Genomic DNA, 21,490 nt, shown 5'->3' with positions numbered 1-21,490 from the left:
GCCTGACGGTCAGGGTGGATTGCGGCTTATAATCGCCGGTTTGTGCAAAGCAAGCCGGCGCACTGTTGCGCACCGCCTACCCGGACCCTGTCATGTTACGAATCACCGAACTCAAGTTGCCGATCGACCATCCCGATGCAGACCTGCGCACCGCCATCGTGCAGCGCCTGGGGATCGCCAGCGATGACTTGCTCGACTTCACCCTGTTCAAGCGCAGCTACGATGCGCGCAAGAAGTCTTCCGAGCTGCTGTTCATCTACACCATCGACCTCAGCGTGCGCGACGAAGCCGCGCTGCTGCTCAAGTTCGCCGATGACCGTAACGTCAACCCGGCACCGGATGTCAGCTACAAGGTAGTGGGCCAGGCCCCGGCCGACCTGGACCAGCGCCCGATCGTGGTGGGTTTCGGCCCCTGCGGGATCTTCGCCGGGCTGCTGTTGGCGCAGATGGGCTTCAAGCCGATCATCCTCGAGCGCGGCAAGGAAGTGCGCGAGCGCACCAAGGACACGTGGGGCCTGTGGCGCAAGAGCGTGCTCAACCCCGAATCCAACGTGCAATTCGGCGAGGGCGGCGCCGGGACCTTCTCCGACGGTAAGCTCTACAGCCAGATCAAGGACCCGCAGCACCACGGCCGCAAGGTCCTCCACGAGTTCGTCAAGGCCGGCGCGCCGGACGAGATCCTCTACGTCAGCAAACCCCATATCGGCACCTTCCGCCTCACCGGCGTGGTGGAGAACATGCGCCAGCAGATCATCGCCCTGGGCGGTGAAGTCCGTTTCGAACAGCGGGTCACCGACTTGCTGATCGACGGCGAGCAACTGCAGGGCGTGGAACTGGCCAGTGGCGAACAACTGCATTCGCGGCACGTGATCCTGGCCCTGGGCCACAGCGCCCGAGACACCTTCCGCATGCTCCACAGCCGTGGCGTGTTCATGGAGGCCAAGCCGTTCTCAGTGGGTTTTCGCATCGAACACCCGCAATCGCTGATCGACAGCGCACGCCTGGGCAAGTACGCCGGCCACCCGAAACTCGGTGCCGCCGACTACAAGCTGGTGCACCACGCCAAGAACGGTCGTTCGGTCTACAGCTTCTGCATGTGCCCGGGAGGCACCGTGGTAGCGGCCACTTCCGAGCCGAACCGGGTGGTCACCAACGGCATGAGCCAGTACTCGCGCAACGAGCGCAACGCCAACTCCGGCATCGTGGTGGGGATCACCCCCGAGGTGGATTACCCAGGCGGCCCGCTGGCCGGCATCGAGCTGCAGGAGCGCCTGGAATCCCACGCCTTCGTCCTCGGCGGCAGCAACTACCAGGCGCCGGCGCAGTTGGTGGGCGACTTCATCGCCGGCAAGCCGACCACGGCCCTGGGCAGTGTCGAGCCGTCCTACAAGCCTGGGGTGAGCCTGGGAGACCTGGCACTGGCCTTGCCGGACTTCGCCATCGAGGCCATCCGCGAAGCCCTGCCGGCCTTCGAGCGCCAGCTCAAGGGTTATTCGCTGCACGATGCGGTGCTGACCGGCATCGAGACCCGCACCTCTTCGCCTTTGCGTATCACCCGTGACGGGACGATGCAGAGCCTGAACGTGAAGGGTTTGTACCCGGCCGGTGAAGGCGCAGGTTATGCCGGTGGGATTCTCTCCGCCGGGGTCGACGGGATTCGCATCGCCGAAGCCGTGGCCCGCAACATTCTCGGGCTTCAGGCCTGAATTTCGCCGGCAAGCCGGCTCCTACCACTACCGTAGGAGCGGGCTTGCCAGCGAAAGCGTCTTCCAGCACGACTCGGGGCTCAAGGGCCTCTTCGCCGGCAAGCCGGCTCCTACGACAAATTCAGATGCCGGCGCGCAATACGCTGGCGGGTAGCGCCTCGCCACGTTCGGCGCTGGCTGCAACAGTGTCGATCAAGGCGCTCAACTCATACCCCTGCTCCGCCAGCCACTGCTCATCGTAGTAGGTGGTCGCATAGCGCTCGCCCCCATCACAGAGAATCGCCACGATCGAGCCTGACTCGCCGGCAGCAACCATCTGCTGCGCCGCCAGCAGGGCGCCGATCAGGTTGGTCCCGCTGGAACCGCCGACCCGCCGCCCCAGGCGCTGCGCCAGGTAGTGCATGGCCGCCAGGGACAGGGCATCCGGCACCTTGACCATGGCATCGATCACCCGGGGCAGGAACGAAGCCTCGACCCGCGGCCGGCCAATGCCTTCGATCCGCGAACCACAATCCAGACGCAGGCTGGCGTCGCCACTCTGGTAGTAGTCGAAGAACACCGAGCGCTCGGCGTCGGCACACAGCACCCGGGTGCAGTGCTGGCGATAACGCACGTAGCGGCCCAGGGTCGCGGTGGTGCCTCCGGTCCCCGGGCTGGAGATCAGCCAGCTGGGCTCCGGGTAACGCTCGAAACGCAGCTGCTGGAAGATCGACTCGGCGATGTTGTTGTTGGCCCGCCAGTCGGTGGCGCGCTCGGCGTAGGTGAACTGGTCCATGAAGTGCCCGCCGCTCTCGCGGGCCAGGCGCTCGGATTCGGCATAGATCTGCGTCGGGTCCTGCACCAGATGGCTCTTGCCGCCATAGAAGGCGATCTGGGCGATCTTTTCCTGGGAGGTGGTGGCAGGCATCACGGCAATGAACGGCAACCCCAGGAGACGGGCGAAATAGGCTTCGGAGATCGCCGTGGAGCCACTGGAGGCTTCGATCACCGGCGCCCCGGGCTTGAGCCAGCCATTGCACAACGCATACAGGAACAGCGAACGGGCCAGGCGGTGCTTGAGGCTGCCGGTGGGGTGGCTGGACTCATCCTTGAAGTACAGTTCGACACCCGGCAGGCCCGGAAGCGGCAGAGGGATCAGGTGGGTGTCGGCGCTGCGCTGGAAGTCGGCTTCGATGATTCGGATGGCCTCGCGGGCCCACTGGCGATTGTCGCTCATGTTCTATTCTCGTCGGATCGAACGCCATACCGGCGCAAGAAGATGAAATGCACCCAGCATAGGTGATCCAGGTCCGGGACAGGCGGCCGTTTTCCCAAGGAGAAAAACCCTCCGGGAGCCGCTGCGGACGGACATCTTAGGAAATATCTATGCCACCTGACAGGTACAGCTGGGAAGCAATTGGAAACACAACTGCAAGGAGGCATTTTCAGCAGGCCGCTTGCTCCCTGCATATAACAAAAAAGAATATAACTTTTGTTTTAACAACTAACTGTACAGGTTAGGGTGTGCCACCTTTTTCAGTTTTAGATGGAGAGCGACCTTGCCTCTGCGTAGCACTTTCACTCGTTTCTTTGCCATGGAAGCTGCCAGCGGTCTGTTATTGATTGCTGCCGCCATCCTGGCCCTGATCATCAACAACTCACCGCTGTCCTGGTTGTACAACGGCCTGCTGGAAACCCCGGTCGCAGTCCAGGTCGGCGCCCTGCAGATCGCCAAGCCACTGCTGCTGTGGATCAACGATGGCCTGATGGCCCTGTTCTTCCTGCTGATCGGCCTTGAGGTCAAGCGCGAAGTCCTGGATGGCCAATTGTCCAAGCCCTCGCAGATCGTCCTGCCCGGCGCCGCGGCGATTGGCGGCATGCTGGTGCCGGCGCTGATCTACTGGTTCCTCAATCGGGACAACCCGCCGGCACTCAATGGCTGGGCGATTCCCACCGCCACCGACATCGCATTCGCCCTCGGGGTACTGGCACTGCTGGGCAAGCGGGTACCGACCTCGCTGAAGCTGTTCCTCATGACCCTGGCGATCATCGATGACCTAGGGGCGATCGTGATCATTGCAATCTTCTACTCCGGCGCGCTGTCGACCCTGTCGCTGATGCTGGCTGCCGCCTGTATCGCCGCCCTGGTGGCGATGAACCGGATGGGGGTGGTGAAGTTGGGGCCCTACATGATCATCGGTCTGATTCTCTGGGTCTGCGTGCTCAAGAGCGGGGTCCATGCAACCCTGGCCGGTGTCACCCTGGCCTTCTGCATCCCCCTGCGCACCCGCAATGCCGAGCCCTCACCGGCATTGGCGCTGGAACACGCGCTGCACCCCTGGGTTTCCTTCGGCATCCTGCCCTTGTTCGCCTTCGCCAACGCTGGCTTGTCCCTGAGCGGCGTGACCATCGAGAGCTTTACCCACTTCGTACCAATGGGCATCGCCATCGGCCTGCTGCTGGGCAAGACCATCGGCGTATTCGGGCTGACCTGGCTGGCGGTCAAGACCGGCATCGCCGCGCTGCCTGCTGGGGCCAACTGGGGCCAGGTACTGGGCGTGGCGATTTTGTGCGGCATCGGCTTCACCATGAGCCTGTTCGTCGGCTCCCTGGCCTTCGAGCCTGGTAGCAGCGAATACGCCGGCATGGACCGCATGGGCATTCTGACAGGCTCGCTGTTCGCAGCCCTGATCGGCTACGCCGTCACCGCCGCCGCCAGCCGCAGGAACAAGCCCCTGGCTTCCTGAATCCCAGGGCTCCTGCAAGCTTGAAAAACAAAACCCCGACCAGTTGCCTGGCCGGGGTTTTGTTTGTGCGGGTATCGGTTAACGGGTAACGCGGCTGGTACCGTTGACACTCATGATGCGCACGCGGTCGCCAACACGGAACACTTCGTTCTCCTGCACTTGTTGCACATAGGCACGCATGCTGCCGTCATCTTCACGGACGGTGATTTCCACGCCCTGGGTACGGGTCAGGCCTTCTTCAGTGGCCGAACCCAGCAAGCCGCCGGCGACTGCGCCGATGACTGCAGTCACGATGCTGCCACGGCCGCCACCGATGGCGCTGCCGCCAACACCGCCGATCACAGCACCCGCAGCACCGCCGATTGGGGTCTTGGTGCCTTCGATTTTCACCGGACGCAGGGACTCGATGGTACCCATGCGCACGGTTTGCACACGACGCGCTTCATCACGGGAGTAAGAGTCACCGGTCAGGTTAGAGGCACAGCCGCCGAGCAACATCGCCATCGTGGTAAAAGACGCAACCAGCAAAACAGACTTACGCATAGGATCAACTCCAAAGGACAGACAGTTATTAGACTCCGCGGCTTGACACCTGTCACGGCGTCGCCCGGATAAAATTGCTTTCATTCAGCCTGAGTACAGACTGCGCAAACGCTAAACCTTCTCAATACGGTAACGCCGACATCCACTACAGCGCTACCGAATAAAGGATTTCCATGGATTACTTCATCATCATCGTCACCACCCTCGCCGGCCTGTATTTCCACTGGTGGCTCTACGTGCGCATCAAACGCTGGGTGGATCGTGACCTGGCACTGTCCCTGGCCGGAGGCGATGAGCAGAAGAAGCAATTCATGCTGCAGCAACTGGCCGAGGCCCAGCGCCAGAAAGTAAAACGCCGGGACCTGCCGCAATGGCTCGAAGCCGCTGCGGCCGGTTACCCCGGCGCGTGATCCGCAGTGTTCAAGGAGCCAGGCGTTCGCGGCCCCACTGGCCCGCCTGCAAGCGATAGTTCAAACGATCGTGCAGCCGACTGGTACGCCCCTGCCAGAACTCGATGCGCTCCGGCAACAGGCGATACCCGCCCCAGTGCTCCGGGCAATCGGGCTGACTGTCGCTGAAACGAGCCTCGGTGACCTTGAGCAGTTCCTGCAACTCGGCGCGATCGGCAATCACCCGGCTCTGCGGTGAAGCCCAGGCGCCCAGCCGACTGCCCAGGGGACGCACCTGGTAATAGGCATCGGACTCCTCGGGAGTGACCTTGACCACCCGTCCCTCGATCCGCACTTGGCGTTCGAGGGTCGGCCAGAAGAAGGTCATGGCAGCAAAGGGCCGCGCGGCCAGTTGCTGGCCCTTGGCACTCTCGTAGTTGGTGAAGAACGTAAAGCCCTGCTCATCCAGGCCCTTGAGCAGCAGGATGCGGCAATGGGGCCGACCGTCGGTATCGACCGTCGCCAGGGTCATGGCATTGGCCTCCACCGGCGGCTGCTCGGTTTTCAACGCATCGGCAAACCACTGGTGAAACAGCGCAAAGGGCTCGTCCGGGGCCTGAGCCTCGGACAAACCATCACGGGTGTAGTCGCGGCGCATATCAGCCAGAGACTGAGTCATGCCTGCTTCCTTTTACTGGAGAATCAGTTCTTGGCCTGAGCGGTGGCGGTCGCATTCTTCGAGGCTGCCGCTTTCTTCACTGGAGCCTTCTTGGCTGCTGGCTTCTTGGCCACGGTGGTTTTCTTGGCGGGAGTCGCCGCCTTCTTGGATTTCGCCGCCGGCACGATCGGAGCCACATCCTGCACAGCAACCATTTCATTTTCGGCCGGGGTCGGCTGGTTGTACTTGCTCAGCAGGCCCAACATGGTGCTGCGCTGGGTCAGCATGATTTCCACACGGCGGTTCAGCGAACGGCCCTGTGGGCTGTCATTGGCGGCGCGAGGCATGACCGAGCCCATGCCACGCAGCATCAGGCGGTCCTGCTTCAGGCCGCTGAGGCTGAAGATGGCGGCAACGGACTGGGCGCGATCGCGGCTCAGCTTCTGGTTGGCCAGGGTCGGCCCGGTGGCATCGGCGTGGCCGAGGATCAATACCGCAGTCTTGGAGTCACCCTCGACCGCCTTGGCCACGCGAGTGAACGGGCCCAGGGTCACCGGCAGCAGCATGGCCGGGCGGTCCGGGTTGAAGGATGCGTCCACCAGTGCGGTGACCACCAGCACGTTTTCACGACGTTCCACTTGCAGCTTGCTGTCCTTCACCGCTTCACGCAGGCGCGGCTCGTAGTCGTCCAGCCAGGCCTGGGTGATCTTCGGGTCGGGCATCGGGATGTCCGCGACGTTGACCTTGCTCAGGGCTTTTGGCTGGCTCTTAGGGAACGGCCACCACCAGTTGGTTTCGGAGTCGGCAGCCTTGGCCACTGCTGCAGCCGGCGCTGGAACGGGTTCGGCCTTCTTGGCTTCGGCCACCGGCTGGTCGGCGGAATCCTTGGAGGAGAATGGCCACCACCAGTTGCTGCTCTCGGCCTTGGCGGCAGGTGCCGCGGGCGCCGCCGCTACAGCGGCTGGATCTGCTGGCGCCGCAGCGACTGCAGCGGGCTTGGCGGCAGCAGCCTTGGCAGCCGGCGCGGCCGGCTTGGAGGCGGCGGCGGTTTTACCGGCAGCGGCCGCAGGAGCAGTGGACTTGGCGGCAACCGCAGGTTTGCTTGCCGGAGCCGCCGGAGTGGCGTCGACGGTGGCCGATTTTTCAGGCGCCTGCACAGCCTCCTTGCTGCTGGCCTTATCGGATCCGAACGACCACCAGTGGCCGCCATCCGCTTCATTTTGTGGGGTTTGTGCACAACCGGTGACGGTCAGGCAAATGGCCAAGGCTAAAGACTTGTTCGACGACATGGGATATCCACAAAATGAGATAAAAAGAACGGTTTAAATAACCGCTACAAACAGACGCTTGGAAATTATAAAAGCCACAGGGTTCCATCCCGCAGCTTTCCAAGCATGTTTAAGCAAAAAAAGTTCTTAACAGCAACCTTTTTACAGACAATCCGACAAAACCCGCACCAACTTCTGCGCTCGAGGATCCATCAAAACGTAGGGTCCCAGGGTATTGGTCACAAAACCGAAGGCCACATCATGTTCCGGATCAGCAAAACCAATGGAGCCCCCTGCTCCCGGATGGCCGAACGCCCGTGCGCCCAAACCATAGGTGGCATTAGCCACTTGGGGCTGATCGAGCATGCAGCCCAGGCCGAAACGGGTCTGGGTCAATAGTGTCTTGTCCATGCCCAGGCTGTGTTCACGGGTCAGCTCTTCAAGCATATCGGCCTCCAGCAGGCTGCCATCGAGCAGGCCAGTATAGAACCCGGCCAGGCTGCGGGCGTTGCCGTGGCCATTGGCCGCAGGCTGCTGCATGCGCCGCCACTCGGGTTTATTGGTGCTGGTCATGATAGACGGTGGATTGGTGAAGGCCCGGGTCGTCATGGCGGTGGGCTCGCGCATGGTCACTTGCAACAGGCGCTGGGCGGCAGCGTCGCCGACATTGCCCTTGCCCCGAGCGATATGCGCCACCCGGTGGAATTCCTCGTCGGCCAGGCCGACATGGAAATCCAGGCCCAAGGGCCTCGCCACGCGGGCCACGATGGACTCTCCAGGCCCGCGACCATCGGCTCGCCGGATCAACTCCCCCACCAGCCAGCCATATGTGATGGCGGCGTAGCCGTGCCCTTCACCGGGCGTCCACCAGGGCTGCTCTGCGGCCAGGGCGTCGACCATGGTCTGCCAGTCATAGAGGGCTTCTGGCGCTAGCAGCTCGCGCAATGCCGGCAATCCGGCCTGATGGCAGAGCAGCTGTCGCAGGGTGATCGCGCCCTTGCCTGCCGCCGCGAACTCCGGCCAGTAGTCGGCCACCGGCGCATCCAGCTTGAGCTTGCCTTCGGCAACCAACTGCAGCGCTGTAACCGCGGTGAAGGTCTTGGTGCAGGAGAACAGGTTGGCGATGGTGTCGCTGTGCCAAGCCTCGGCGCCGTCCTTGTCGGCGGTGCCAGCCCAGAGATCGATGACGGTTTCCCCGCCGATCTGGATGCACAAGGCCGCGCCGCGCTCCTGGGGATCCTCGAAAAGCGCCGCAAAAGCCTCGCGCAGCGCTTCGAATTTAAGCTCGTAATGACCCTGAATCTGCACCCGTGAATTCCCCCCGGAACAATGCTCGACAACGTGGCGCGCATTGTTCCAGCCCTGAGGGCTTTTGGGAACCGCCAGCGAACCGCCGGCGACCAGCGTCTGCATGGGTCAGAGCGCTGCCAGGCTCGCCCCGGCGAGTCGTGACAGGCGCTGGGCCCGGGGGTCCATCAGGCTGAAGCCGCCCATGGTGTTGGTAACGAAGCCAAAGCCCAGATCGCGCTCCGGGTCAGCGAAGCCCACTGACCCGCCCAGCCCCAGGTGCCCGAAGGCCTGCGACCCCAGGCCAAAGGTGGCATTGGCCTGATCCGCCTGGTCGAGCATGCAGCCCAGGCCGAAACGTGTCGGCGTGCGCAATGACCGGTCCCAACCGGCGCTGTGGGGCCGAGTGAACGCTTCTCGTAGCGGCGCGCCCAACAACTGGTCTCCCAGCAATGCGCTGTAGAAGCCCGCCAGGCTGTGGGCGTTGCCATGCCCGTTGAGCCCCGGATGCTGCATGCGCCACCAGCGCGGCTGGTGGGTCAGGTGCGGCGACACCGCGGGGTTGGAAAAGGCCAGGGTGGCCACGTTATCCGGCTCGTTGCGCACCACCCACCACAAGTCCTGGGCCGCCTTGTCGCCGACCCAACCCTCCCCGCGGGCCAGAAAGGCAAGGCGCTGGAAGTCCCGTTCGGCAACCCCCACATGACAATCAAGGCCCAGCGGCCGACAGATTTCATCGGCGATGTAATCACCGGGCGCACGTCCGTCGACGCGCCGTATCAGCTCCCCGAGCACCCAACCATAGATCATCGGGGCATAGCTCAACGTGCTGCCAGGCGCCCACCAGAGTGGCTCGGCGGCAACGCACTCGATCATGAAATCCCAGTCGTAGAGCGTGGCGTGCGGCAGTGGCTGGCGCAGTGCCGGCAACCCGGAAACATGGCAAAGCACCTGGCGCAAGGTCACCTGTTGCTTGCCCGACGCCGCAAACTCGGGCCAGTAGTCGGCAACGGGCCGATCCAACTGCAACAGGCCGCGTTCCACCAGTTGCAGCAGCGCAACGGCAGCGAACGGCTTGGTGCAGGAATACAGATTGACCAGGGTGTCCTTGCACCAGGGCAGGCTGCGCTGCTGATCGCGGGTGCCGGCCCAAAGGTCTACCAGGGTCTGGCCCCCGACCTGGACACAGACCGCAGCGCCGCGCTCGCTGGGGTCGTCAAACAGCTCGGCGAAAGCCTGATAGACCGCATCCAACTCGGATACGCAATAACCGTGGATGTCCATGAGTCGATTCCCTTCAACAATGAAACTCCTGTGAAGGGCGGATTATTTTGGCCAGCGCTTTACCAGCCATAGACCTGGGTCAAGGTCCGACCGGCCAACGCACGACGACCAGCCGAACGGTCAAGCCGGCTACAAACGACAAGCTACAGCGCACCGCACTCACTTGAAGCTCGTGGCTTGCCGCTCGAAGCGGCCCCTCCCCCGACTCAGTGTCCTTTGCCGGAGTGGCCACCGGCGTGCCCCTCCTGGCCCTTGCCGGCGTGATCCTTGCCGCCATCTTCGGGAGCATGTTCGGCCGCAGCCGCCTGTTGCGCCTGGGCATGGGCCTTCGCCACCACCTTGCCCAGTTGCTCAAGGGCCAGCAGGTTGCTCTTGCGCACGCTGTCGACAAAGCCCTGGAACGGCACATCAGTGATGCCCACCAGGCCGAAATGGCCGTTTTCACCGTCCAGCAGGCGCCCGGTCACCGGCTGGTCGAGGTACTGGAACCAGTGCACCCCGACAATCGACGGCTCGCTCACGGCCTGCTTGAGGAAGTTGGCATAGGCCGGGCCGCGGTCTTCTTCCCGGGCCAGCTCGGTGACACCACCCCAGAACGGGCCGCGGTCCCGCGAACCGAAGTTGAACTCGGTCACCAGCACCGGCTTGTCGAGGCTGCGCAGTTGCGCGAAGTCCTGAGCATCCTGGGGCTTGAGGCTGTACATGTTGAAGCTCAGCACATCGCAGTACTGGGCGCAGGAGGCCACCGCCTCGGGGTTGCTGACAGCAAAGCGGCCTCCCAGCAGCAGGTGGTTGGGCGCGTGCCATTTCAGCGAGTCAGAGATGGTCTTGAAATAGGTGTCGGCAAAGACCTTCTGGAAATACTTGAAGTCCGCTTCGATCTCCGGGTGCTCAGGGTTTGGCAGCGGTGCCTCGAAACCCGGGTCTTCCATCAGTTCCCAGGCCGGCAAGTCGATGCCCCAGGCTTTCGACAGCCCGGCCTGGTTGCGGTACTTGTCGCGCAGTTGCTTGAGGAAGGCGCGTTTGGCCGGGACGTCGGTAGTCAGGCGCAAGGTGCCGTAAGCCAGGGCATAGCGGGACTTCGGATCGTCACCTGGGCCAGCCCAGGCCAGCTCGTTGTCGGCAAAGTAGCCGATCAGCCAGGGATCGTCCCGATGATCGCGAGCCGCGATGGCCACGGCGCGCTCGGTGGCCATGGCAAAGCGTGGATCGAATGGATCGGGCATGCCGCCCCACCAGTCGCTGCCGGTGCTGATGCTGGCGTAATCACCAACGATCGACAGCGGCAAGGTATAGGGCACCCGATCGGCAAGGCCCAGGGCCGGCGCACTCCAGTTGCCGATGGTGTTGAAACCCCAGGCCTGCAGCCGGTCCAGAGTATGACCGACCCAGCGTTTCTCTTCGAAACCCGGCGTGGCGCAAGGGACTGCGCCTGTCTCAGGGGCAACCGCTTGGGCCTCATTGCTCGCCGCCGCAACCGCCGCCTCACGACTGACAGTGCAAGGCGCCCCATAGGTGCGCTGCAGGTTGGCCCGGTAGAAGTCGTACCAGCGACCGGCATTGTAGCCGCGCCCCTGGTCCGCACCATTGCCACCACGGTTGTCGCCTTCGCCGTAGTAGGCAGACAGGGGCTCACCCTCCTTGGGCAAGGCAGCGAACATCCACTCGCGGCCGGCGACATAGGTCTGGTTGTTGTCCGGGGCTAGCGTGTTGACCCCCAGGGAATAGAACGGGTGCCCTTGCGGCGTCACCAGGAACCAGCGGCCATCGCGCTTTTGCGTACGGAAGAAGCCGCTGGCCTTGAAGCCTGGCCCGTCGCTCCAACCACCGAACGTGTCCAGGGCCATTTTCTCGCGCTCGCCCAACCAGCCCTTGAGCTGTTGCTGCTCCCGGGCATCGGCTGCCTTGAGCTGCTCATCCGTGCTGATTTTTTCCGGCCAGCGGGCCCGGGTCGACTGACCATAACCATCCACCACCGAACCGTAGACCGCCTTGACCACACCCTCGCCATCCTGCACGCCAAAACGCTCAAGCAGAATGCTCTGGGTGGCCTTAGGGCTGTCCATCGACAAGGTCACCGACACCACCTGGCTGCGATCCAGCTGCCCTTCGCTGCTGGCCAGCAGAATGCGCTGGCCGTCCACGGTCATCGGCATCGGCGGTCCGGCCTTCATGCCCTGGCTCAACGGGCTGCTGGCCACCAGCGGCACCAACAGGGTCTGCGCCGGGCCGGCCGGCAGGTCGACCCGGCTGACCAGGGTCTTGCCATCGTTGCTTTGCAGGGTGACGTAGAGGGTCAGGGCCCAGTTCATCGCGCTCTGGATGCGCAAGGTCATCATTCCCGACTGCGACCAGTCCCAGGCACCGCTCTGGGGAGTCAGGATCAGGCTCGGCCTGGCCACCGGATTGAAGGTGATTCGCCGCAGCACTTCGCCTTCGGCCGTTTGCTCCGCGTTGGACTGAGGCAGGCTGGCATCTTGTGTCGCGACTTGAACCACCGCGGCCGGCCGGACAAAGTTGAACAGCGTCTGTTGTCCGGCAGGCGCCGCCAAGGCGGGAGCTGCGCACAACAGGGCAAGTACAGCGGGCAAAGAGCGGCGAATCATATGAACCTGGTTCTCCCTAGGGACCGAAAAACGGCCGGTACTGAAGCAGTGACATGAGATAGACAGCACAGCCCGCCAATCTGCGGGCCGTACTCAGGATATTTCTCGACGAAACGGCGGCAAAGCGTTGAGGATCGCCTTGCCGTAGCGCTGGGTGACCAGGCGCCGGTCCAGCAAGGTGATGGTGCCGCGGTCCTGTTCGGTACGCAGCAGGCGACCACAGGCCTGGACCAGCTTGAGGGACGCGTCCGGCACCGAGATTTCCATGAACGGATTGCCGCCCCGGGCCTCGATCCACTCAGCCAGAGCCGCTTCCACCGGATCGTCCGGCACCGAGAACGGGATCTTGGCGATCACCACGTGCTCGCAATAGGCGCCGGGCAGGTCCACCCCTTCGGCGAAGCTCGCCAGGCCGAACAGCACGCTGGAATCGCCACCGTCGACCCGGGCCTTGTGCTTGTTGAGGGTTTCCTGCTTGGACAGGTTGCCCTGAATGAACACCTGCTTGCGCCAGTCGCGGTCCAGGCCGTCGAACACGTCCTGCATCTGTTTGCGCGAGGAGAACAGCACCAGGGTGCCGCGGGAACCTTCCACCAGCTCCGGCAGGTCGCGGATGATCGCCGCGGTGTGTGCCGGCGCATCCCGCGGGTCGGCGCGCAGGTCAGGGACCCGCAGCACGCCGGCATCGGCGTGATGGAAAGGACTGGGCACCACCGCGGTCACGGCCTTCTTGGGCAGGCCGGCGCGCATGCGGAAGCGGTCGAAGGTGCCCAGGGCGGTCAGGGTCGCCGAGGTCACCAGCGCGCCGTAGGCCACATTCCACAGATTGCGTCGGAGCATTTCCGCCGCCAGGATCGGGCTGGCATTGACCTCGATGTCGAACAGCGAACCGCTTTCGGCCAGGGTCAGCCAGCGGGCCATGGGCGGATTGTCTTCCGGGTCTTCGATGGTGAAGGCGGTCCACAGCTCCCAGTTGCCCGAGGCCCGGGCCAGCAGGCTGCCGAACAGCGGGTACCACTCTTCGGCCTGGTTGCTGGCGATGCCGATATTGACCTCGCCGTCCATGCCCTCCTTGAGCAGTTCGGTGAGGCGGGTGAACAGGTCGGTGAGGCGCGAGAAGCCTTTTTTCAGCTCGATGCCCATTTCCCGCATATGGTCGGGGATCAGCCCGCCCACAAAGCGATGGCGCGGGCGCTCGCGGCCTTCCATGTCTTCGCCGGTCTTGAAGTCGGCCAACTGCTCACAGGCGGTGAACATGAACTGCTGCTGGGTCTTGATCTCCCGCGCCAGCTCCGGCACCTGTTCGATCAGGCGTCCCAGGTCCCCCGGCAGCGGATGCTGGGCCAGGAGCTTGGTGAGGTTCTTGGCGGTCTGCTCCAGCCAGTCGGCGGTGGAACGCAGGCGGGTGTAATGGGCGAAGTGGCCGATGGCCTTGTCCGGCAGGTGATGGCCTTCGTCGAACACGTAAAGGGTATCGCGGGGGTCCGGCAGCACCGCGCCGCCGCCCAGGGCCAGGTCGGCCAGGACCATGTCGTGGTTGGTGACGATCACGTCGACCTTGCCCATGCCCTCCCGGGCCTTGTAGAAGGCGCACTGGCCAAAATTCGGGCAATGGCGGTTGGTGCACTGGCTGTGGTCGGTGGTCAGGCGTGCCCAGTCGGCATCTTCCAGGGCCGTGGGCCAGCTGTCGCGGTCGCCGTCCCATTTATTGCCGGCGAGCTTCTCGATCATGCTGGTGAACAGCTTCTGGCTGGCTTCATCCACTTCGATCTTGAAGCCTTCTTCCTCGAACAGCTGGGCCGTGGCGGTCTGGGCATGGCCTTCCTGGAGCAGCATGTCGAGCTTGGACAGGCACATGTAGCGCCCCCGGCCCTTGGCCAGGGAGAAGCTGAAATTCAGCCCGCTGTTGCGCATCAGGTCGGGCAGGTCCTTGTAGACGATCTGCTCCTGCAGGGCCACGGTGGCGGTGGCGATCACCAGGCGCTTGCCGGCGGCCTTGGCCGTGGGAATCGCCGCCAGGCTGTAGGCCACGGTCTTGCCGGTACCGGTGCCCGCTTCCACCGCGACCACCGCCGGGTCGCCACTGCGCCGGCCTTCGTCGTCGGTGTCGATGTCACCCAGGACCTTGGCCACTTCGGCGATCATCAGGCGCTGGCCATATCGCGGCTTGAGGCTCTTGGCTTCGAGAAAACGCGAGTAGGCGCCCTGGATCGTGGTTTTGAGTTCGTTGCTGATCATGGTTTTCGGGCGCACAAAACGCTGGATAAATTTTCAGTGGTTCGAATCGGCCGCTATCATACCCCGCTAATTCATCCCGCGCAGAACGGAGTACCCGAATGACCCCTTTCGCCCTTGCCTACACCCTGCATGTACTGGCCGCCCTGGTCTGGGTCGGCGGCATGTTTTTCGCCTGGATGGTCCTGCGCCCGGCGGCCATGGTGGCCCTAGAGGGGCCTGCACGACTGAAGCTGTGGACAGAAGTGTTTCCGCGTTTTTTCGTCTGGGTCTGGGCCGCGGTGGTGCTCTTGCCGATCAGCGGTATCGGCCTGCTGCACCTGCGCTTCAGTGGCTTCGAAACGGCGCCACGCTATGTCCAGGTGATGATCGGGGTGTACCTGGTGATGACCGCCCTGTTCATTCGCATCCAGGCCCTGCAGCTACCCGAATTGCGCAAGGCGGTGGCGGCTGAGGACTGGCCGGCCGGTGCAGCCGCGCTGGGCAGGATCCGCCGCCTGGTGGGGATCAACCTGATCATCGGCCTGCTGCTGGTGGCCCTGGCCTCGGCCCGGCCGATCTTCTGAACGCAACCGCCCGCCAATCAGGCGGGCGGCTGGTGACGGGGTACAGGCAGGCTGTTACAGGCGCTGCACGGTCAGCGAACCGGCCTCTCCTGCCGGCCCAGGCTGGCCTTGAGTACCGGGGCGCCCGCTCTTGCCACCATCGGTGCGATAGACCAGGCAGCCCTTGGACTTGCCGCCCGCCCCCGGTTTGCCACCGGCTCCTGCCAGGCCGCCGGCGCCCCCCTCGACCCAGACCTTGATCTGTTCACCGGGAAAGTCCCGGGGCAGTTCCACCCGTACCTGGGCCCCCGCAGCGCCCGGGCGACCGTCACCGCCGTTGTCGCCATCGGCACCGCGCCCGGCCTGGCCCCAGGTGCATCCCGGTTCCTGGCCATTGGCCCCGTCAAGACCCACATAGCCCGGCGCGCCTGCGCCACCACGGGCATCCACCGACAACTCCTGGGCCTGCAGCGATTCGATGCGCAGGTTCAGGTTGCGTCCAGGCTTGGCAGCCTTGAGGTAAGTGCCCGGCGCCCCCCGGGCAGTGATCTGGCTGCCCGCGCCCAGTTGGGCATGGCGAACGATCAGTTGCAGGCTCTGCTCGGTCGGCACGATGGCGATCCGCGCTTCACGCCCCAGGTTCAGGTCATCGACCTTGAGCTCGGTGACATTGGCCGGAATCAGCAAGGTGCCGTAGTCGGCGACTTCCAGGCGCTCCAGTTGCAGGGTGCTGGCGGTATTGGGCAAGCGCATGAGGGAGTTGGTCTCAACCTTGACCACCTGGGCCATGGCCAGGGGGCTGCAGAACAGGGCCAACAGGCAGAGTTTACGCATGATCGGCCTCGACGACGGCAGGAGCGGGAAGGGTCTGCAGGTGAAAGATCCCCACCAGCAGGATTTGCAACCGATCACGCCAGGGATGGGCACGGCCCTTGAGGCTGCCATTGAACAGCAACAGTTCCAGCAGATGGGTCAACAGCAACAGGCTGCCCGCCAGATTGACCAGCACATGCAACGGGTTGATCAATGGCATCGCCAGGTTGATCAGCACTACCAGCCAGAACAACCCGGTGAAGAATTTCCCCAGCCCCCATAAGACCCTCATACGCTCCCCTCGTGAATTATTCTTTGCGCGCACAGTAACGATTTATCCCGAGGATAAGCCAGAGGGGGGGATGAAAATTCTTCGCCAGGCGTCTGTTTAGCCGCCGGATCGACGAGGATCGCCGACCCGGGGCCCTCACCTCAGCGCTGCAGATGCAACTCCACTCGACGGTTCTGCGCCCGTCCCTGCTCGCTGTCGTTGTCCGCCACTGGCTGGCTCTCTCCCAGGCCCTGGCTGCTGACCTTGTTCGGCGCCAGCCCCTGGCTCAGGAGAAAGTCGGCAACGCTGCTGGCACGGCGCTCCGAGAGTTTCTGGTTGTAGGCGTCGGAACCCTGGCTGTCGGTATGCCCTATGACCTTGATACTCACCACCTCAGCGCTGCCCAGCTTGCTCATCAGCCCTTGCAACTGATCACGCGCCTCGCTTGTCAGCTGGGCCGAGTCGAAGGCAAACAACACCTTGCCCTGGTCACTGAGGGTGATCACTTCCGCGGGCGGCGCCTCGGGCTCTGGTGCCTTGACCGCCGGCGGGTACTGCGGCAACGGGCAACCACGATCGTCCACCGGGGTATTGGCCGGGGTATCCGGGCAGTGATCACGCCGATCGAACACGCCATCGCCGTCCTCGTCACCGTCCTGGGCGTAGCAGATCAGGCCGCCGCCGATCAGCCCCAGGGCGGCTCCACCTGCGGCCCAGCCACCGCTCTCGATTGCCCCCAGGCCACCGCCGGCCAAGCCGCCGATCAGGCTGCACAGAGGCCAGGTTCGTTGGTTGAGGGGGGCAGTACCATCACTGTGGGTCGCGCAGCCCGTCAACAGACTGCCCAGCAGCAGGACCGGCAACACGGCCCGAGGAAGGATGCTCATCATGAATGCTCCTGTGTCACCGGCCAGACCGGTCACACAGGAGTAAAGACTGCCATGCACAGCTGCACAAGCCGCGCCGGCAAAGGGCTTCAGCGGTTGATCTGGATTTCCGTGCGACGGTTCATTGCCCGGCCTTCGGCGGTCTTGTTATCCGCCACCGGATGGCTTTCACCCGCACCGGAGACCGATACGAAGCTGCTGCGAGGGATACCGTTGGCGATCAGGTATTCCACCACCGAATGAGCACGTTTATCCGAGAGCTTCTGGTTGTAGGCATCACTGCCGACGCTGTCGGTGTAGCCGGTCACTCGCAGTTGCGCGCTCGGTGCTTCCTGTTTCAGGCGAGTCACGATGGTGTTGAGCTTGGTCCTGTCGGCGTCGGTCAACTTGGCCGAGTCGAAGTGGAAGTGCACATCGCGGATGACGATGGTTTCTTCCTTGACCACCACCACCTCTTCCACCACCGGTGGCGGTGGAGGGCAGCCATTGGCATCGACCTGCACGCCTTTGGGCGTATGGGGGCACTTGTCACGGCTGTCCGGCACGCCATCACCGTCCTCGTCGCCATCACCTTTTACCCAGCAATAGGCTCCGGCCAGGCCACCGACCAGCAACGCGCCGCCGCCAGCCCATGAGGAGCTTTCGGTGGCGCCCAGCGCCGCGCCCGTGACGCCGCCCACCGCGGCGCAGATCGGCCAGTCGGTTTTCTGCAAACCTGCACAACCCGTCAACACACTGGTTAACAGAACCAGGGGTACTGCCGTCCGAATGATGCTCATCTGATTTCTCCTGAGGGATCGGCTCGAGGCCGATTCACGGAGTAAAGACCGCACCTTTCATCTGCGCCAGCACCCGGCTATCACCGGTTTGGTCCCGTAAACACGGGAGGTTCGTCGATTTAGTGGTGAACCGCTCTAGGCCCGCAGATGCCGGCACGCTAGTCTTTAACAGTCTGATCGAGGAGCCAAGATGAGCGCCGACCTTTCTACCCGCACACCCCAGCAGGCTCTGGCAGCCCTGCTGGATCGCTACGCACCGCAACGGCTGCTGCTGATCGGGGCCAGCGACTTCCCCGCGCTAGCCGCTTTCAAGCAGGCCCACCCCGGTACCCAGGTGGCCCAGGCAGAGCCCGGCCCGCTGCCCGCCGCACTGGCCGCGCAGCGTTTCGACCTGGCCCTGGTGGTGGATTGCCTGGAGCACCTGCCCAAGCGCGATGGCCTGAACCTGCTGGGGGGGATCCGCAACCTCAATGCCAGCCGGATCGCGGTGCTCGCCGACCTGTCCGCCTGCGGCTGGCAGGAGACCGACTTCTTTTCCCTGGCCCTGCAGGCCAGCGAGCACTTCCAGCGCGAAGAACAGGTGCTGACCCTGTTTACCTACGATCTGCTTGAATACAAACAAGTGCCCGACTGGCTCAACGCTCGTTTCTGGGCAAACCCGGAAAATTTTGGAAAGTACTGGTGGTAACCCGATGAGTGCCTCGATTTGTCCCTGTGGCAGCGGCAACCTGCTGGACGCCTGCTGCGGCCATTACCATGCCGGCCATCCCGCGCCCTGCGCCGAAGCCCTGATGCGCTCGCGCTACAGCGCCTATGTGCTGGGGCAGGTGGATTATCTGCTGGCCACCACGCTGCCCACCCAGCAAACCGGCCTGGATCGCCAGTCCATCAGTGACTGGAGTGCGCAAAGCACCTGGCTGGGGCTGCAGGTGGAAAGCTCGGAAGTCTTCGGCGGCCAGCCCGAGCATGCCTTCGTCACCTTCACCGCACGCTGGCATGACAGCCAGGGCGAACACAGCCACCGGGAGCGCTCGTCGTTCGTGCAGAATCAGGGGCGCTGGTATTTCATCGACCCCACGGTGCCGGTGAAGGCTGGCCGCAATGACGCCTGCCCCTGTGGCAGCGGGCACAAGTTCAAGAAGTGCTGCGCCAGCTATTTCACCCGCTGAGCCTTCGCTGGCTACGCTCTCCCCACGCCCAGGACGGGCAACGGGGCTTCAAAGGGACACTTGCAATGATCGGTGAGCTGCGCGCGTTACGGACAATCTGCCTGCTTGGGGTACTGGGCCTGTCGGGCTGCGTGTCCTGGTTCAGCGACGAGGAAGCGGACCCCACGGTGCACCTGGTCAAGGTCGAGGTGGTCAAGGCCAACCTGCTGGAGCAACGCTTCACCCTGCACCTGCGCGTGGACAATCCCAACGACAGCGACCTGACGGTGCGCCGCCTGACTTACCGCGTCTACCTGGAGCGTTTTCTGCTCAGTGAAGGCGAACATGAACACTGGTTCACCGTCACGCCCCACAGCAGCCGCTTCTTCAAGGTGCCGGTGCGCACCAACCTCTGGCCCCAGATCCGCGACGTGGTGAAACTGCTACGCAACCCGCAGCGCCCCATCCCCTATCGCCTGGAAGGCGAGCTGGAAATCGGATTATTCATCGGCCGGGACGTGCACCTGAAGCGCAATGGCGTGATAATTCCCGGCGATTTTATTCCGGAGTAACCAGCAATGACCCAACAACCTCATGTCCATGGCCCTGACTGCAATCACGATCATGACCACCACGATCATGACCATGGCCATGTTCACGGCCCGCACTGCAACCACGCCCACCAGGAGCCGGTGCGCAACGCCCTGAAGGACGTCGGCCGCAATGACCCCTGCCCATGCGGCAGCAGCAAGAAGTTCAAGAAGTGCCACGGCGCTTGATCTGACAGCGCAAGCACGCTTGCCTGCGTGAATCCGCCGGCAAGCTGGGCCCGGCCTGGCTGTTTCTACAGCAGCTGCGCCAGGGTCAGCACGGTGGCGTACTCGCCATCCAGGTTGGCCAGCGACATGGCGTGCACCTCTTCGGCGGTACGGGCCCGGCCGGCAAAGTCGAGTTTGTCGAAGGTGTAGCAGGCGTCGGCCACCACCCACACGGCAAAACCCAGGTTACCGGCACTACGCGCCGTCGATTCCACCGAGTTGTGGGTGGCCACGCCGACGATCACCAGTTGCTCGATCCCCGCCTCTCGCAGGTCCGCCTCCAGGGTATTGGCGCAAAAAGCGTCCGGCACCTGCTTCTGGATCAGCCATTCCCCCGGCCGGGGCGCAAAGCACGGCTGGAACTCGACCCCGGACTGCCCAGGCCAGAACACCGAATCCGTCGAGCGCGACAGGTGCTGCACATGGATCACCGGCCAGTTTCGGGCACGCCAATACGCCAGCAATTCAAGCATCCGCTCCTCTGCCTGGGGGTTGTTGCGCGGGCCAAGCCGGGGATGGAGGATGCCCTGTTGCTGATCGATGAGCATCAATGCCGTGCTGGCGGGGATGGGCATGAAAAACTCTCTGTCGAGCCGTGATTGAATTGCTCCCACTTCAGCATCACCTCCTGTTGCCGGCAAGCCAAAGAATGCACACCGGGCGATCTAATGCCGAAGTTTGCTGTCGCTTAATACAGACGCATCTCACTTGGAGCACTGCATGATCGACCTGTACTACTGGACCACCCCCAACGGCCACAAGATATCCCTGTTCCTGGAAGAAGCCGGCCTGCCCTACACCCTGTACCCGGTCAATATTGGCCTGGGCGAACAATTCAAGCCCGAGTTCCTGAAGATCGCCCCCAATAACCGGATTCCGGCCATCGTCGACCATGAGCCGGCGGATGGCGGCGAGCCCCTGTCGCTGTTCGAGTCCGGGGCCATTCTGCTGTACCTCGCGGAAAAGACCGGAAGGTTCCTGCCTCAGGACCTGCGAGGCCGCCAGGAAGCCCTGCAATGGTTGTTCTGGCAAATGGGCGGGCTGGGGCCGATGGCCGGACAGAACCATCACTTCAACCAGTCCGCCCCGGAAAAGATCCCCTACGCCATCAAGCGCTACGTGGATGAAACCGCGCGCCTGTACGGCGTGCTGGACCGGCGCCTGGCAGACCGGGACTTCGTCGCCGGCCACGAATACAGCATTGCCGACATGGCGATCTATCCGTGGATTGCGTCGTACAAGAAGCAGAGCCAGAAGCTCGAGGACTTTCCGCACCTGCAGCGCTGGTTCAACAGCATCCGGGCCCGGCCGGCTACCGAGCGCGCATACGCCTTGGTGGAACAAGTGAATCCCGCGCCATAGCCCCCCCTGCGCAGTCGATTCTTGTAGGCGCTGGCTTGCCAGCGAAAGCGGCCACGGGGGCGATTCAGGGACCGAAGGCCTCTTCGCCGGCAAGCCGGCTCCTACGGGTTTTCGCAGGTCGCGGGGGCCCGGCGATGACTATTTATCGCGCGCTCGAGAAATACC

General features: G+C 63.6%; 22 protein-coding genes. 9 read left to right on the top strand and 13 right to left on the bottom strand.

The annotated features are described in order from the left end of the window. Positions 1 to 92: 92 nt before the first annotated feature. Positions 93 to 1,706 carry an NAD(P)/FAD-dependent oxidoreductase gene (locus ACZ5BO_RS07965; RefSeq protein ID WP_464699117.1) on the top strand — a complete coding sequence of 538 codons (1,614 nt, stop codon included), beginning with the start codon at positions 93 to 95 and terminating at the stop codon, positions 1,704 to 1,706. 121 nt (positions 1,707 to 1,827) lie between these two features. Here ACZ5BO_RS07965 and ACZ5BO_RS07960 read toward each other — a convergent pair whose 3' ends face one another. Further along, positions 1,828 to 2,922 carry a PLP-dependent cysteine synthase family protein gene (locus tag ACZ5BO_RS07960; RefSeq protein ID WP_025127765.1) on the bottom strand — a complete coding sequence of 365 codons (1,095 nt, stop codon included), beginning with the start codon at positions 2,920 to 2,922 and terminating at the stop codon, positions 1,828 to 1,830. Between the two features lie 322 nt (positions 2,923 to 3,244). Between ACZ5BO_RS07960 and nhaA the strand changes: the two genes are divergently transcribed. Beyond that, the gene (gene nhaA / locus ACZ5BO_RS07955; RefSeq protein ID WP_025127764.1) at positions 3,245 to 4,432 is read left to right on the top strand and encodes a Na+/H+ antiporter NhaA; all 1,188 of its coding nucleotides are present in this window, start codon (positions 3,245 to 3,247) and stop codon (positions 4,430 to 4,432) included. Positions 4,433 to 4,510: 78 nt separating this feature from the next. Here the strand turns inward: nhaA and ACZ5BO_RS07950 are convergent, their stop codons facing one another. Beyond that, positions 4,511 to 4,975 carry an outer membrane lipoprotein gene (locus ACZ5BO_RS07950; RefSeq protein ID WP_025127763.1) on the bottom strand — a complete coding sequence of 155 codons (465 nt, stop codon included), beginning with the start codon at positions 4,973 to 4,975 and terminating at the stop codon, positions 4,511 to 4,513. 173 nt (positions 4,976 to 5,148) lie between these two features. On the opposite strand from ACZ5BO_RS07950, the gene ACZ5BO_RS07945 reads away from it, so the two are divergent. After that, positions 5,149 to 5,385: a hypothetical protein gene (locus ACZ5BO_RS07945; protein WP_025127762.1), complete on the top strand. Its 237-nt coding sequence runs from the start codon at positions 5,149 to 5,151 to the stop codon at positions 5,383 to 5,385. Positions 5,386 to 5,395: 10 nt separating this feature from the next. Here the strand turns inward: ACZ5BO_RS07945 and pdxH are convergent, their stop codons facing one another. The 6 genes from pdxH to dinG form a co-directional block, all read right to left on the bottom strand. Then, positions 5,396 to 6,043 carry a pyridoxamine 5'-phosphate oxidase gene (gene pdxH, locus ACZ5BO_RS07940; RefSeq protein WP_025127761.1) on the bottom strand — a complete coding sequence of 216 codons (648 nt, stop codon included), beginning with the start codon at positions 6,041 to 6,043 and terminating at the stop codon, positions 5,396 to 5,398. A 23-nt stretch (positions 6,044 to 6,066) separates the two neighbouring features. After that, positions 6,067 to 7,311, bottom strand: coding sequence for an OmpA family protein (locus ACZ5BO_RS07935; RefSeq protein ID WP_464699113.1), 1,245 nt, complete (start codon positions 7,309 to 7,311; stop codon positions 6,067 to 6,069). Positions 7,312 to 7,452: 141 nt separating this feature from the next. Beyond that, entirely contained in the window at positions 7,453 to 8,598 is a 1,146-nt protein-coding gene (locus tag ACZ5BO_RS07930; protein WP_025127759.1) for an EstA family serine hydrolase, read from the bottom strand. A 108-nt stretch (positions 8,599 to 8,706) separates the two neighbouring features. After that, on the bottom strand, positions 8,707 to 9,861 hold the full coding sequence (locus ACZ5BO_RS07925) for a serine hydrolase domain-containing protein (RefSeq protein ID WP_464699111.1): 1,155 nt from the start codon (positions 9,859 to 9,861) through the stop codon (positions 8,707 to 8,709). A gap of 206 nt (positions 9,862 to 10,067) precedes the next feature. Next, positions 10,068 to 12,467 (bottom strand): beta-agarase, encoded by a 2,400-nt coding sequence (locus ACZ5BO_RS07920; RefSeq protein ID WP_464699109.1) that lies wholly within the window; start codon positions 12,465 to 12,467, stop codon positions 10,068 to 10,070. 93 nt (positions 12,468 to 12,560) lie between these two features. Beyond that, positions 12,561 to 14,705 (bottom strand): ATP-dependent DNA helicase DinG, encoded by a 2,145-nt coding sequence (gene dinG / locus ACZ5BO_RS07915; RefSeq protein WP_025127756.1) that lies wholly within the window; start codon positions 14,703 to 14,705, stop codon positions 12,561 to 12,563. Positions 14,706 to 14,803: 98 nt separating this feature from the next. Here dinG and ACZ5BO_RS07910 point away from each other — a divergent pair, with 98 nt between their 5' ends. After that, positions 14,804 to 15,268 carry a CopD family protein gene (locus tag ACZ5BO_RS07910; protein ID WP_025127755.1) on the top strand — a complete coding sequence of 155 codons (465 nt, stop codon included), beginning with the start codon at positions 14,804 to 14,806 and terminating at the stop codon, positions 15,266 to 15,268. 54 nt (positions 15,269 to 15,322) lie between these two features. Here the strand turns inward: ACZ5BO_RS07910 and ACZ5BO_RS07905 are convergent, their stop codons facing one another. The 4 genes from ACZ5BO_RS07905 to ACZ5BO_RS07890 all read right to left on the bottom strand — a co-directional run bounded on the left by ACZ5BO_RS07905 (position 15,323) and on the right by ACZ5BO_RS07890 (position 17,997). Then, a complete protein-coding gene (locus ACZ5BO_RS07905) occupies positions 15,323 to 16,081 on the bottom strand; it encodes a hypothetical protein (RefSeq protein WP_025127754.1) in 759 nt (252 codons plus the stop codon). Continuing rightward, on the bottom strand, positions 16,074 to 16,352 hold the full coding sequence (locus ACZ5BO_RS07900; RefSeq protein ID WP_025127753.1) for a DUF1145 domain-containing protein: 279 nt from the start codon (positions 16,350 to 16,352) through the stop codon (positions 16,074 to 16,076). The genes ACZ5BO_RS07905 and ACZ5BO_RS07900 overlap by 8 nt, the downstream gene beginning before the upstream one ends. A 140-nt stretch (positions 16,353 to 16,492) precedes the next feature. Beyond that, positions 16,493 to 17,218, bottom strand: coding sequence for a PA1041 family peptidoglycan-binding anchor lipoprotein (locus ACZ5BO_RS07895; protein ID WP_464701203.1), 726 nt, complete (start codon positions 17,216 to 17,218; stop codon positions 16,493 to 16,495). A gap of 89 nt (positions 17,219 to 17,307) precedes the next feature. After that, positions 17,308 to 17,997 (bottom strand): PA1041 family peptidoglycan-binding anchor lipoprotein, encoded by a 690-nt coding sequence (locus tag ACZ5BO_RS07890; RefSeq protein WP_025127751.1) that lies wholly within the window; start codon positions 17,995 to 17,997, stop codon positions 17,308 to 17,310. A gap of 190 nt (positions 17,998 to 18,187) precedes the next feature. Between ACZ5BO_RS07890 and ACZ5BO_RS07885 the strand changes: the two genes are divergently transcribed. The 4 genes from ACZ5BO_RS07885 to ACZ5BO_RS07870 all read left to right on the top strand — a co-directional run bounded on the left by ACZ5BO_RS07885 (position 18,188) and on the right by ACZ5BO_RS07870 (position 19,924). Then, positions 18,188 to 18,685, top strand: coding sequence for a DUF6231 family protein (locus ACZ5BO_RS07885; RefSeq protein WP_025127750.1), 498 nt, complete (start codon positions 18,188 to 18,190; stop codon positions 18,683 to 18,685). 4 nt (positions 18,686 to 18,689) lie between these two features. Beyond that, a complete protein-coding gene (locus tag ACZ5BO_RS07880) occupies positions 18,690 to 19,166 on the top strand; it encodes a YchJ family protein (protein WP_025127749.1) in 477 nt (158 codons plus the stop codon). A 65-nt stretch (positions 19,167 to 19,231) separates the two neighbouring features. Next, on the top strand, positions 19,232 to 19,717 hold the full coding sequence (locus tag ACZ5BO_RS07875; protein WP_464699105.1) for an LEA/WHy family protein: 486 nt from the start codon (positions 19,232 to 19,234) through the stop codon (positions 19,715 to 19,717). Between the two features lie 6 nt (positions 19,718 to 19,723). Then, positions 19,724 to 19,924, top strand: coding sequence for an SEC-C metal-binding domain-containing protein (locus tag ACZ5BO_RS07870; RefSeq protein WP_007923047.1), 201 nt, complete (start codon positions 19,724 to 19,726; stop codon positions 19,922 to 19,924). 65 nt (positions 19,925 to 19,989) lie between these two features. Here the strand turns inward: ACZ5BO_RS07870 and ACZ5BO_RS07865 are convergent, their stop codons facing one another. Then, positions 19,990 to 20,538: a cysteine hydrolase family protein gene (locus tag ACZ5BO_RS07865; protein ID WP_025127747.1), complete on the bottom strand. Its 549-nt coding sequence runs from the start codon at positions 20,536 to 20,538 to the stop codon at positions 19,990 to 19,992. A 145-nt stretch (positions 20,539 to 20,683) separates the two neighbouring features. Here ACZ5BO_RS07865 and ACZ5BO_RS07860 point away from each other — a divergent pair, with 145 nt between their 5' ends. Continuing rightward, a complete protein-coding gene (locus tag ACZ5BO_RS07860) occupies positions 20,684 to 21,325 on the top strand; it encodes a glutathione binding-like protein (RefSeq protein WP_464699101.1) in 642 nt (213 codons plus the stop codon). Positions 21,326 to 21,490 lie beyond the last annotated feature (165 nt).

This window comes from Pseudomonas sp. FFPRI_1 (assembly GCF_055384485.1).
Note: the sequence above shows the minus strand (reverse complement) of the source record. Positions and strands in the feature narration are given on the sequence as shown.